The sequence below is a fragment of the Candidatus Methanoperedens nitratireducens genome, assembly GCF_000685155.1.
GTDB lineage: Archaea > Halobacteriota > Methanosarcinia > Methanosarcinales > Methanoperedenaceae > Methanoperedens > Methanoperedens nitratireducens.
On sequence record NZ_JMIY01000002.1, the window covers coordinates 533,836 to 545,726 of the forward strand.

General features: G+C 42.4%; 15 protein-coding genes. 4 read left to right on the forward strand and 11 right to left on the reverse strand.

All coding sequences use genetic code 11. The annotated features are described in order from the left end of the window. Positions 1-144: 144 nt before the first annotated feature. Positions 145-750 carry a hypothetical protein gene (locus ANME2D_RS06580; protein WP_157833993.1) on the forward strand — a complete coding sequence of 202 codons (606 nt, stop codon included), beginning with the start codon at positions 145-147 and terminating at the stop codon, positions 748-750. Between the two features lie 52 nt (positions 751-802). Here ANME2D_RS06580 and ANME2D_RS06585 read toward each other — a convergent pair whose 3' ends face one another. From ANME2D_RS06585 to ANME2D_RS06620, 9 genes are all read right to left on the reverse strand, one after another. Continuing rightward, the gene (locus ANME2D_RS06585; RefSeq protein WP_048089928.1) at positions 803-1,957 is read right to left on the reverse strand and encodes a hypothetical protein; all 1,155 of its coding nucleotides are present in this window, start codon (positions 1,955-1,957) and stop codon (positions 803-805) included. 79 nt (positions 1,958-2,036) lie between these two features. Then, positions 2,037-2,447 (reverse strand): type II toxin-antitoxin system VapC family toxin, encoded by a 411-nt coding sequence (locus tag ANME2D_RS06590; protein WP_048089929.1) that lies wholly within the window; start codon positions 2,445-2,447, stop codon positions 2,037-2,039. Next, complete coding sequence (locus tag ANME2D_RS06595; protein ID WP_048089930.1) at positions 2,448-2,675, reverse strand: AbrB/MazE/SpoVT family DNA-binding domain-containing protein; 228 nt, start codon at positions 2,673-2,675, stop codon at positions 2,448-2,450. A 53-nt stretch (positions 2,676-2,728) separates the two neighbouring features. Continuing rightward, positions 2,729-4,120: a mercury(II) reductase gene (gene merA, locus ANME2D_RS06600; protein WP_048089931.1), complete on the reverse strand. Its 1,392-nt coding sequence runs from the start codon at positions 4,118-4,120 to the stop codon at positions 2,729-2,731. Between the two features lie 15 nt (positions 4,121-4,135). Next, the gene (gene merB, locus ANME2D_RS06605) at positions 4,136-4,786 is read right to left on the reverse strand and encodes an organomercurial lyase (RefSeq protein ID WP_048089932.1); all 651 of its coding nucleotides are present in this window, start codon (positions 4,784-4,786) and stop codon (positions 4,136-4,138) included. 64 nt (positions 4,787-4,850) lie between these two features. After that, positions 4,851-5,135: a 4Fe-4S dicluster domain-containing protein gene (locus tag ANME2D_RS06610; protein WP_048089933.1), complete on the reverse strand. Its 285-nt coding sequence runs from the start codon at positions 5,133-5,135 to the stop codon at positions 4,851-4,853. Beyond that, the gene (locus tag ANME2D_RS18395) at positions 5,132-5,299 is read right to left on the reverse strand and encodes a hypothetical protein (RefSeq protein WP_198527363.1); all 168 of its coding nucleotides are present in this window, start codon (positions 5,297-5,299) and stop codon (positions 5,132-5,134) included. Before ANME2D_RS18395 ends, ANME2D_RS06610 begins: the two co-directional genes overlap by 4 nt. A 4-nt stretch (positions 5,300-5,303) precedes the next feature. Then, positions 5,304-7,418 carry a methyl coenzyme M reductase system, component A2 gene (gene atwA / locus ANME2D_RS06615; protein ID WP_081810168.1) on the reverse strand — a complete coding sequence of 705 codons (2,115 nt, stop codon included), beginning with the start codon at positions 7,416-7,418 and terminating at the stop codon, positions 5,304-5,306. 3 nt (positions 7,419-7,421) lie between these two features. Further along, the gene (locus ANME2D_RS06620) at positions 7,422-7,760 is read right to left on the reverse strand and encodes an ArsR/SmtB family transcription factor (protein WP_048089934.1); all 339 of its coding nucleotides are present in this window, start codon (positions 7,758-7,760) and stop codon (positions 7,422-7,424) included. 566 nt (positions 7,761-8,326) lie between these two features. Between ANME2D_RS06620 and ANME2D_RS18540 the strand changes: the two genes are divergently transcribed. Further along, on the forward strand, positions 8,327-8,536 hold the full coding sequence (locus tag ANME2D_RS18540; RefSeq protein ID WP_206741768.1) for a hypothetical protein: 210 nt from the start codon (positions 8,327-8,329) through the stop codon (positions 8,534-8,536). 346 nt (positions 8,537-8,882) lie between these two features. Here ANME2D_RS18540 and ANME2D_RS18635 read toward each other — a convergent pair whose 3' ends face one another. After that, entirely contained in the window at positions 8,883-9,557 is a 675-nt protein-coding gene (locus ANME2D_RS18635) for a group II intron maturase-specific domain-containing protein (RefSeq protein ID WP_320408810.1), read from the reverse strand. Beyond that, positions 9,541-10,437 carry a reverse transcriptase N-terminal domain-containing protein gene (locus ANME2D_RS18640; RefSeq protein ID WP_241763314.1) on the reverse strand — a complete coding sequence of 299 codons (897 nt, stop codon included), beginning with the start codon at positions 10,435-10,437 and terminating at the stop codon, positions 9,541-9,543. Before ANME2D_RS18640 ends, ANME2D_RS18635 begins: the two co-directional genes overlap by 17 nt. 673 nt (positions 10,438-11,110) lie before the next feature. Between ANME2D_RS18640 and ANME2D_RS06635 the strand changes: the two genes are divergently transcribed. Then, the gene (locus ANME2D_RS06635; RefSeq protein WP_048089936.1) at positions 11,111-11,689 is read left to right on the forward strand and encodes a helix-turn-helix domain-containing protein; all 579 of its coding nucleotides are present in this window, start codon (positions 11,111-11,113) and stop codon (positions 11,687-11,689) included. Then, on the forward strand, positions 11,686-11,891 hold a 206-nt coding region (locus ANME2D_RS18995), incomplete at its 3' end, for a transposase (protein ID WP_394295695.1). The genes ANME2D_RS06635 and ANME2D_RS18995, both read left to right, overlap by 4 nt.

The following is an 11,891-nucleotide window of genomic DNA, read 5'->3' on the forward strand; positions in this document are numbered from 1 at the left end:
TAAAAAGCGATATATACCACAGATTGGGGAATTTGTGGACGACATGGCTCATCTTATTAACTGGAGCTGATGCTATGTAAGCAGGAGTATAGATTGTGGGGGTTACATGAATACATTACAGGTATACAGGGGGCCAGGTGTAAAATGAATAGATATTTGATTGTAGCATTAACCGACCTGGAGTACAAAATCATCAAAAATTTAAATACTGTGGAAGGGGAAGGTGGTGAGAAGCTAAGAACTCTTTTGAGGCTTTATTTATCCACCAGACCTGAGTTAAGATCATCAGAATACACTTTGAGGAGGAGTGAGAATAAGAAAGAGATAGAAGAGATCTTACAACATGTGTGGGATGCTTATGAGGATACAGATTATCCAGTTGAGAATTGGAATGAAGATAAGATCAACAGGTTAACAGGTGACCTTGTTGAAATCAATGCTCTTGCAGAGATATGCCAGGACGTGTTCATGCCCGCTAATAAATTCAGAACACTGTTCAAGATGCTGCTTCACGATATTGCAACAGAGTCAAGGGATATGGATGAGTATTCTGCAGCGTGTATGGCTACAATCCAGCTTGTGATGGAGTTTGGGAACGGGGTCATGAGCAAAGAGACTATAAGAGATGGGACTATTTTAATTAACGAAGGATGGATGTTTACTTACGCAACAGCAATGAAGAGAGCAAGGGAATTTATGAAAAACAGAAAAATGTTTCCTGCAGCTCAAATACCTGTTCCTGAACATTGATAGCTTATGGAAAAAGTTAGAGGTGAAAAAATACAATTGCCATCTCTAACTATCAGGCTACAATTTTTTCTGCTCGCTTAACAACATCCTCTGAAGGCACACCGCCTGCGTTCATTTCTTCTCTGAAGGCAAAGGATGGCCAGTCACTGGGAAGCTCATCAGTTCTTACAAATCTCATGTTGTATGGCTGCAGATCTACCTGTGTATCTATGACATGGTTGACGTAGTCCTTATTCGGTTCAAGCACGATCAATGGCTTAATGGTATCGGCCCTGAGTATATCCCCGATATCTCTTTTTTCAAATTTCTGCATGAGCTCATTGCACATTATAAAGTGGGTGATCTCATCAGACATGAACTCCTCCCAGATTCCTCTTATCCGTTCATCTGGCTCGGTCTGCGCACAGCAGTAATAGTTATAGGCCTCGTTAAGCTGTATAAGCGCCATTCTCTCAAGTGGTGTTTCATTCGGGTCACCAACAAGCTCGTACTGCGAGACATGCTGTTCCTCGATTTCCGCGATCTCGGCATAGAGCTTTCGGGCCAGATCATTCCCGTACATGAAACCATGGGATTTGTAGAATAGCTCGGTCTGCTGCTCTGCCGAGACAATAGTGTGGTAGTTCATCTTTGTCTTGATACTTGCAGTATCTTTATTGAAGTGCTCTCTCATCTCATCATATGGATGGCGGTGCTCAATTTCAGTCGGACGTCCTGGTTTAACCTCAGTCCTGCCCTGGGTAATAGAACTCGGATCCTTGTTCTCGAGTATCTCCATCAGGCAGCCATAGCGGAATAGATGATCAAAGTCCTCGATCAGTGCAAAATCCAGAACCTGTCTGAAGTAATCATCAGGCTCGTTCCTGGCGAGATTTGCAGTAAGGTCAACTGCAAGCTGCTCGTAACCAATGGTGGTCTCAACAACTGACTGGTTTGCAGGTGTTAACCAGTTAACCGTCTGCTGCTGCTGGGAATCCACCCGCCGGATAAGCGCAAGCTGACGCTTGATCTCATCATTATCAATCATTCGGGCAATGGCATGAGATGTGAGAACACTGTTGTTCTCTATACCATTCATTAGAATTACACGTGTTCTGGTATAGGCATCTACAGAATTCTTATCATAGGGCGGTACGATCATCTTGTTCCAGTTCATAAACTGGTCTTCGATAAGGGTACCTTCTTCTTCAAAGGGTTTAAACGTCATTCTTAACCTCCTCCCATAAGTGAGTTTAAGTTTGAGCATACTTAAAATTTACGTTGTGCCAGAGCACACGATCGTAGTATTATTTGACAAGTTTTAACGCTGTTTTTAAGTCGATAGGTTTGATAATATTCTTTAAAGGTTTAAAATGCTCATCGTCTGTCAGAATGTGCTTTACATTCTCAACTATGCCTGTGGCTACAATAAGCGAATCTGCCGTTGGGATATCATATTTAAGGCGCAATTCTCCGGCGCGCATGGCGATCGTGCTGTCAACATCCATAAAAACCAGGTTGGAGGTTATCAACCTGTCAAGATCGCTGTACATTTTTTCTTTATCTTTCATGCCGCGTATCTTAATCAATTCCGTGAGCGTAATTACCGAAGCAAGCCCTGTCATCTTTTCGTTCTGTATTGCCCGAGCAAGCTCAAAATATGAATCATCTATGAGGATGTCAGCCACATGCATCGTATCGATCAGTATAGTTATCATCTAATATCTATCTTCTCTGCGCATCTCTTCGATTTGCTTTCTTACAGCTTTCGGGTCAAGGTCTGACCACGTCCCACAGAGCGTGGTAATATCCGTGGGCGGAAGTATTTTAATACAGCCGTCCTCTTCTATGATCGCCAGCTTCTCGCCTTTCTTAAGTCCGAACTTTTTCCTTATTCTGGAGGGTATGACTATCTGTCCCTTTGCACTAATTGTTATAGTTTCCATATCTTACTGGTAAGACGTAGTAGGACTTAAATCTTATCTTCAAACTTTCTACTCTATTCAGCACAGCAGCTCATCTTGCTGATATCTCTTCTAAAGGACTGCGCCACCAGCTTAACAGCCTCGGTCATCGTGGGAAAAACATGCACAGTATCTATAATATCATCAAGTGTCATTCCGTATTTTACAGCAAGCACTCCTTCATGTATCATATCCGCAGCCAGTGAGGCGAGTATATGCACACCGAGTATGCGCTCTGTTCTATCCTCGATCACCATTTTAACCAGTCCCCTTGTATCTTTTGTCAGCACTGCTTTTGGCACAAGTTCCATTGATATGGTGCTGCACCTGCAGGTTATGCCTATTTCCTCAGCCTTCTTCTCGGTCAGACCCACGCTTGCTACCTGAGGAATAGTGTACACGGCGTGAGGCACGGCTCTAAGATCCATCTTTTTCCTTTCACCGGTCAGGGCGTTCTGTGCAGCAATGAAACCCTCTTTGCCCGCCACGGTCTCAAGCATGGGCTCGCCCAGGACATCGCCTGCTGCCCAGATATTTGGGGCTGATGTTCTCATTTCCTCATCCACGATTACTGCACCATTCTTATCAACGCTGACACCTGCTTTTTCAAGACCTAAATCCTCAGTATTTGGCCTTCTGCCTGTTGCAATAAGGAGTTTTTCAGCCTCAAATTCTCTCGTATCATCCCCGGCCAGTGCCGTGACTGTGATATTACCTTTTTCTTTCCTTACACTTTTTAGACTTGTATTTATCTGGATATTCATGCCCTCTTCCTCAAGATAGGCTTTGAGATAATCTGAGATTATGCTCTCTTCTTCAGGTATGATCCTGGAACTTCTCTGCAGCACTGTTACTTTCGTCCCGAAATGCGAGAACATCTGGGCAAATTCAAGGCCGAGCGCCCTCCCACCTATCACTATCATTGATTCAGGAAGCTTGGATAGCTCCATGGCCTCGACATTGGTGAGATAATCCACCTTATCGATCCCTTCTATCGGAAGGATATATGGCGAGGAACCGGTGGCAATAATAAATTTATCTGCCTGTATATTCTTTCCATTCACCTTAACTTCGTTTTTTGAAATAAAAGCAGCCTTTCCTCTCAACAGTATTATCCCCAGTGGCTCGATCACATCGGTATACCTGCTCTTCCTTATGTTCTCTACTATCTCTCTCTTGTCGCTTATTACGCCAGCGAGATCAATGGATGAGCTGATATCCAGCCCTCTGTGGCCGTGGCTCTTATAGTAGCCTATTTCCCCGACCCTGAGCAGGTGTTTACTTGGCACGCAGCCAACGTTCACGCAGGTTCCGCCGATTGTACCTTTCTCGACCATCGCAACCTTTGCCCCCAATTCGACGGCTCTGATTGCAGCCCCGAAAGCAGCAGAGCCGCTGCCGAGGATTATTAAATCATATTTATCCATACTTTAACCCCCATATTACTTTAGGAAATTACCAAATATAGTTTTGCCATGTTCTAAAGCTTCATCAAGCGAGTAAATCTCACCATATTTAAATTCAGGATTTTTCTTTCTCCACTCCTGCAAATGTTCCCTGGCGCAAAAGAAGTTGATAAAAGGACACAAAGTTTCCGCTGTACATCCGCCTCTTTCTCTATCACTCACAAATTCAATGATTTCTTCAGGATTACAGGAATTGATTTTGCCGTCTTTAACCGCTATTCTCATTTCTTTTTCGCATTCCGGGCATCTGGACAGGATGGTTATACCCTTATCCAGCATAAAATGGATGCCCAGGGCATCTGTAGCGCAGAGTGCATAAACCTCATGTCCATCTTCAAAAATCACTTTATGACGTGTCTCAGTAGCAGAAAAGGGATAAGCAGAGATTATTTCGTCATTTTTCCTCATTATAATGTCGAACTTTTGAAGTTTTTCAATGGTTTGGTGTACCGCATCTGCAGAGGATAACCCCAACTCCTCCATAATTTCTTTAGGAGACGGGGGTCTGCCATCCTTTACAAACCTCATTAGTATATATTTCCGTATTTCATCCTGTAGGGGACTTAACTTTGCCTCTGCTATATGTCCTTTTACAGTTTCTCCAATTGTATCCATCCGTCTTTTCATGAGAGCCTCCTCGTATGATTATAAATTAGCACCTATAGTGCCGATTGCTACTGCTTTTAGGTTACTATATCCTTCTTGGTACGCATACCATCGCTTTCGGTTTGCATACCATGTGGCAGCTACCATCTCCCACACAGTTACCAGCGTTTACAGCAACTGAGACCTTTCTACGGTTTAATTCCTGAATCTCATAGACTCCACGAGAGCAGACCTTCACGCACATCCCGCAGCCGTTGCATTTCTCTGCATCAACATATTCTATAAAGGCCGGGGTCCATTTCTCGCCAGATTTTGTTTCTCCCTGATAATATGCTGCAGCATCCTCAATTCTACAGCAGCAGCTCTTCATTTCTCCGCACTCACAATTTCAACATTGCTGGATTTGCAGGCAGGACAGATAACGCTATTACCAAGTCCCTTAAATTTGTTTTCGCAATCCAGGCAAACGTATTCTTTCAAGTCCATCTCTATGTTCTCTATATTGAATTCAGGCACATCTCCTACCATGCACATATTTTCACCTCAATTTCATATGTATATCTGTCAGCGTCCATCTCTCATACCACGGCAATGATTTTAATATCTCCTCTATGTTCTTTCCAAGCTTTGCAGCATAATTGCCTGCCCTATGAATATATTGATACGACATCCCAAGGAAACCTTTCGCTTCATGCCTCTCAGCTTCCTGAAGAGCCTCAGCAAGACCTTTTTCGTATGCAGGCATAAATTTTGGAAGCTCCCCTGAGATATCTATACCTGCACAGGCAGCGTATTTCATCGCATCTTCAATGTAAACATCCATCTCGTATGTTTGCCCTTCTGATGCGTATCGTTCCGCTTCTTTAAGCATTTCATAGATTCCTTTTTCGTACGCAGGCTTGAGAGTCTCAAGTTCGCTGCTGATATCCTTATTGAGTTTAGCAGCGGTCTCTTTCGCTTTCAATGTATAGAACTCAAGAGCGCACAGATCCCCAGGCTCTGCATTCTCGTGCGCCCTTTTTAGATACTTTTTCAGGTCGTTGTCCCTGTCCTCAGCAGTCTTTTCTCTGTCAGGTTTTTCCTCGTATGTGATTTCCTCAAGCACAGAACCAGCATCGCCTGTTGCTGTTATTTTACCAAGCTTCATGTGCACAGCACGATCGCATACGTTCCTGACGAACTCCATATCGTGAGAAACGATAATAAATGTCGTCCATGTTTCTTTCCTTGCTGTCAGAATGGAGTTTGCAACCTCATTCTTTGTGATCGGGTCCATGGTCCCCGTGGGTTCGTCAAAAATAATAATCCTCGGCTCTCTTATCAGAACCTGCGCCATTGTCACCCTCTGGCGTTCTCCCACGCTGAGCTCGTACTGGGTCTTATCAAGGATCTCGTGAGCGGTATTTTCATCAAAACTCACCGCTTTCAATGCGTTTATTGCTTTTGTTCTGGCAAGTTCGGGCTCAAGTTTCAAGCCTATCGATTCTGTCAGGTTATAAAACACATTCCTGTGAGGGTAGAGAGAATATTCCTGGTGCATGTAACCGATATGTGGCTTAGCGCGTCCCCTGAACTCAGTCCCCTTCTCGGTCATATCAACCCACATATCCCCGATCCTCACATCCACTTTTCCGCTGTCTCTCTCCATAATGCCTGCTATGATCTTTGAGAGCGTTGTCTTTCCGGCTCCGCTTGTACCTATTATTCCGAAAATCTCACCTTCATTGACCTCAAAGCTCACGCCATTCACGGCAGGGATCGTACCTTTAGAATAGGAATAATATTTCTTCTTCACATCTTTTAGAATAATAATAGGCTTGCCTCCCTCTACCTTCCCCTCACACACCACTCCTGTCATTGCGCAGAACTTCTCAATAATCTCATCCGGTTTTCCTGTCTCAATGATCTCTCCTCTATCTAAGAGGATCGCTTTATTTGTCAGGTCATGTAAAACGCCCGGAAGGTGAGAAGTAACCAGCAGGGTCATGTTATGTTCCTGCTTTGCTTTTAATATGCTCTCATGCACAAGCTTGGCAGTCCTCGGGTCAAGTGTTCCGGTCGGTTCATCTGCAAGTAAAAGCATCGGGTATTTTGCAAGCTGGCGTGCAAGAACTACTCTTTGCTTCTCTCCGCCGCTCAGCTCTTTTCCTGTGTATGTCATTCTATGGGATAGCTTCACTTTTTCGATCAGTTCTGCTGCAACATAGGGACGTTTCTCTTTAGGAATATCGGAATATTCAAAGCTGTGCATGATGTTCTCCAGCACGGTGTCGTCGCTGTATAAACCAAAGGTTCGCTGCATCATGATAGCAGTTCTTTCCATGATTCTCCTGTGCATACCCTTTGAGTTCAGGTAATTCACCCTCTTAAGTTCAGTCGTAATGCCACATTTCGGACAGGCTTTATCTGCACTGCTCGGTGGGCTTACTTTACCGCATCCGGGACAGCAGGAGATGTTGAAAATTACCTCGCCAGTAATATCCTCAAATTCCTCAAAGCCGCGGAGCAAGTGCAGGAGTGTACTTTTCCCTGCTCCGCTCTTACCGATTATACCTATGCTGTCGCCCTCGTTTATGTCCAGATTTATGTTCTTCAAGATTTGTTTACCGCTGACATTGATGTTCAGATCCCGTATCTTGATTAAAGCCACCATTTTTTAACTCCTATTCTTGTTATTAACAACCTCGCAGGAAAGTATTCCCTCAAGCATTTCCTTTACATGCCTGTCAGATAGGTCGAGAATCTCTGAGATAAGCTCATTCTTTATCGAGTAGATCACGAATTTTCCATTTCTCTCAGTATTGACAAGCCCGCAGTTTCTCAGGCATGACATGTGATGTGAGATGAGGCTCTGGTCTTTTCCTGTTGCCTTGCAGATATCGCTCACGCACATGCCGCCGTTCTCTTTCAATGCATAGAGTATCAAAAGTCTTGTTTCATCGCTTAGTGCACTGAAGAAATACTTTTTTGCAGTAGTTAAATCTCCATTTAACATATGTACGTATGTTCATACGTTATGGTATTAATACGTTTTGCCTGGCATGAGACCATCCGTTAATTCCTCCTAACTTTAACTACTTTTTTATCAATGCATAGTTGCAGTATCAGATAATACAAATGGGTGCAGGTGCGTGAATACTGGCATCTAATTGCCTGCTTGATGAACCGTTGGGTTCACCGCAAAGAGCGCAAAGGACGCAAGTGTGCCGAGCAAAGCTCATACTCGCCAGCTGGTGAAAATCCAGCCTGAGGAAAGGTTAGCCGCCACCTTTGAACTGAACCCCACACCCAATCTGGTAACAGGTTGTTGTGAAGCTGGGGGGAAGGGATACCAGGCCGCAATAATAATAAAAAAAAAGAAGAGAAATGGAAGTGAAGGTTATAAGCCCCGAAATTTTGCTGATCTTGGAAGCTGATGTTATTTGCGTAACAGAAGGCAGCAATCACACCACCGATATTAAGCATCTCCAGTCTTGGAATATAGCAGAGAGCTATGCGACACGGCAAGGTGTTGTGAATCCAACGGGGTCTAAGACCGCAGCACGGTATCAAACGGAGACTATGGGAACTCGGGAGACCCAGTGTGCTCTCCCAAAAGGAGTATACGATATCAAGCCTATGAACGGTGAGATATTGCAAATGGCATTCTGGGGGTCGGATCAGTTCGTAGTACTGATGAAGCAGGGTAACTCCTGTAGAGGGAAGGGACTGACAAGAGCACGAGTGACTTCAGGGTCACATCTACCACACTCAGAGGTGGAGAATAAATGACAACAAAACTGATGTCTAAGACTCTACGGAGGATGTGCTTCTGAAGAGCCGGATGAGGGAAATCCTCACGTCCGGTTCTGTGAGGGGGCTCATGGCAACCTTGGGGCTAATACCTCAACAAAAGGTAGGCTATGAGCTCTACTCGACAGATTAATATTTCTTATTTCTGTGCTTTGCGCTCTTTGCGTCCTGGTATGAAAAAGTTCAATATATATCGCATCTTAGACTCGGATGTAGTTCAGCTAATATAAACAGCCGAGTAAAAAGGAGCAATTACTTGCTCCCTCTCCTCTCAGAACGGTACGTGAAAGTTTCCCTTCATACCGCTCAAGCATTTTATAACCCTTTAATTCGGGCAACAGTTATTTGTTATGGTCTTGGTTTCTGGTTTTGTTATATTACCCCAAACACTTTTTGCTAAACTTTTTAGCTTCTTGATTTCCTGTTTTATTTTGCGTAAAATAAAATAGTTTTCATCAATATACGGATTCATATCTAACTTTAGTCTCGTATGCCTGACAATTTTTATGTCCGATAGGAGTTTTAGTTTCTTATCTCCTTCAGAAAACATCCATTTTCGATGTCCTTCTGGATGCCAATATTTATCAGCAATCCATTTATTGGATTTTTCAGGATGTCTTCTCTTAGCCCAGTGCCAGAGCATATTCCAGATTCTTGAATCAAGTTTTTGGAATATTTCGCTGGATACAACAGGTTGGTGATAATTAGCCCAACCTGTTATAACTGGATTCAGAGCATCGATTAAAACTTCTTGTTTCCATGCTTTTCCTCTCTTGATTATATCACTGATCTTTTCAGTAACTTTATCAATAGATTTATTAGATGGTTTAACAATAAGCTTACCATTGTACTTTCTGAAATTCCATCCCAGAAAGTCAAAGCCGTTATCGATATGGGTAATTATCGTTTTCTCATCAGACAGTTCTAGACCTCTATCTTTCAGGAAGTCTTTGATCAGTTCCTTGACTTCTTTAGCTATTTCCTCATTTTTTTTTTGCAGTTACGATAAAATCATCTGCATAACGAACAAAATTCACTTTATGTTTTGCAGCATGATCGCTATATCTTCTACCGTTCTTGTTATTGCGGTATTTATCTGCAAGCAGTTTCTCAATCCCGTCCAATGTCATATTAGCAAGGATTGGTGATATTATACCACCCTGTGGGGTTCCTGCTTCTGTTGGGAATAGCTGGCTTTCAAATATATAGCCTGCTTTAAGAAATTGTCTTAGAACCGATTTATCCAAAGGGATATTGTCTATTAACCATTGATAAGATATGTTGTCGAAACAGCCTTTAATATCTCCTTCGAGTACCCATTCGGGGGAGTGCTTCCCGCTCATGCAAACGAAGACTTGTTCACAGGCATCATGTGTGCTTCTTTCTTTTCTATAGCCAAATGATGTCCTGTCACCTGTTGCTTCTGCAATCGGTTCTAATGCTAGAGCATAGAGTGATTGCATCGCTCTATCATACATGGTGGGAATGCCTAAAGGTCGTTTCTTCTTTTTTCCGGGTTTTTCAATGAAAACCCTTTTTAACGGCTTTGCTGCATACTTTTTGTCAGTTATATTAAGAGCGGCTTCCATTTTGGCTTTCGATGATGACCATGTTTCACCGTCAACCCCTGCCGTTCTTTTTCCTGTATTTTGAGTGGGTTTTCTTACTGCTAACAGTTTCGCATAATGCGAGTGGGTTATCAAATATTGTAACCTTTTAACCAGATACCATTTTACTGTTTTTACTGCTTTTGTGATCCTGACTTGTAGTCTATTGACGTGTTCTTCAGCTTTATTCCAGTCGATTTTATTCCACTGGTCTCGAAGTTGCACGTTAGTAAGCTTCTCATCTTTCGATGTAGTTGAATTTCTTACTTTCATAGATTTACCTTCATTTCCACAATAAAATACCGTTGAGTAAGTCAGCATCCTTTCGGATTGAGGCTTTTTTGATCCTCTATATACTGCATTACACAGTATCATTCGCTTTTTACTCATTCCTCTGCCCAGCATGCCATTGTTGCCCCTTACGGAGTTCCTACCATTTCTGGAGCATATTGGGTTTACCAAGTTCTACATCATGCATATTTTGAATACTTTAGAAGCCATCTTTAAGCCGAGAATCATTTGTCCGTTCCCCATAACGTGTTCGCAGCCATTATGGTCTGATTCTGTACCTTTTGGTTTAAGCGTGTCAGACTATTTTCGCTTATCTCGTGTTACGACTCTTGCAATGGTTCAACTTTCGTTTTCTTCGTGGTATTCTTATCCTAACAGTTCATTCAAATCAGTCTTTTGAATTTCTCCATATTGTCCTGAGAGCTTTGCACCCCAGCGTTACCGCTGACGCACATCTCAGTAGGATTACCCAAAACGGAAGGGGTAGCATACGGCAATACATGATGTAACTTCTTGTCACAGACGAACTGGTACAAACTCAAAACGAACTCGGGCTCATGAGTTCGTTTAAGTTATAGCATAATGCTGAGATATTCGTAATTTGTAAATATTATCCCAGCATATTATTTGATATGAGTGTCTGTGGTTGTTTAAGATGGTGAAAATTCCAAAAGGAGAATCGTTTCTGCCAAACTATACCACAAGAGAATTGACCGAGTTATACCATAAAGAAGAAGATCCAAAAGCAAAATTAAGGCTCCTTGCAGCGATTCTGCGCAAGGAAGGCAAGACTTTTAATGAAATAGGCTCTTCCTTAAAATATCCACTAACAACTGTTCGTGATTGGCTTATCCGCCTTCAATCAGAAGGAATATCAAGAAAGTGCAACAAAAAACAACCAGGCAGATCGAAGAGATTAACAGATGAACAGATAGAAAATCTTAAACCTATACTCTCAAAGTCGCCCCAAGAACAGGGTTTTCCATTTATAATTTGGACAACAAAACTTGTTATGCAACTCATAGAAATGTTATATAATGTGTCCTATAAACCAGATCAAGTAAGACGCATACTCCATCGTCTTGGTTTTTCATGCCAAAAACCTCGACCGATTCATAGGAAAGCCAATATAAATCTTCAAGAAGATTTTAAAAAAACTTCAAACAGCGAATTCAACCATTTGTCAGCAGTGGATACGAGGTCTTATTTCTGGATGAAAGCATCTTTCCGATAGCTCCATATCTTACTTATGGCTGGTTTCCTGTTGGCAGTCATCCAACTGTCAAATATGAGTATAAAAGGAAAGAGAAACACTGTGTCCTTGGATCACTTAACGCAAAACATTTCATTTATGAGTTTGCAGAGACGCTTAACAGTGATATATTCAAGAAATTTTTACAGAAGTTAATTTACCAATTCAAAAAATTGGTTATCGT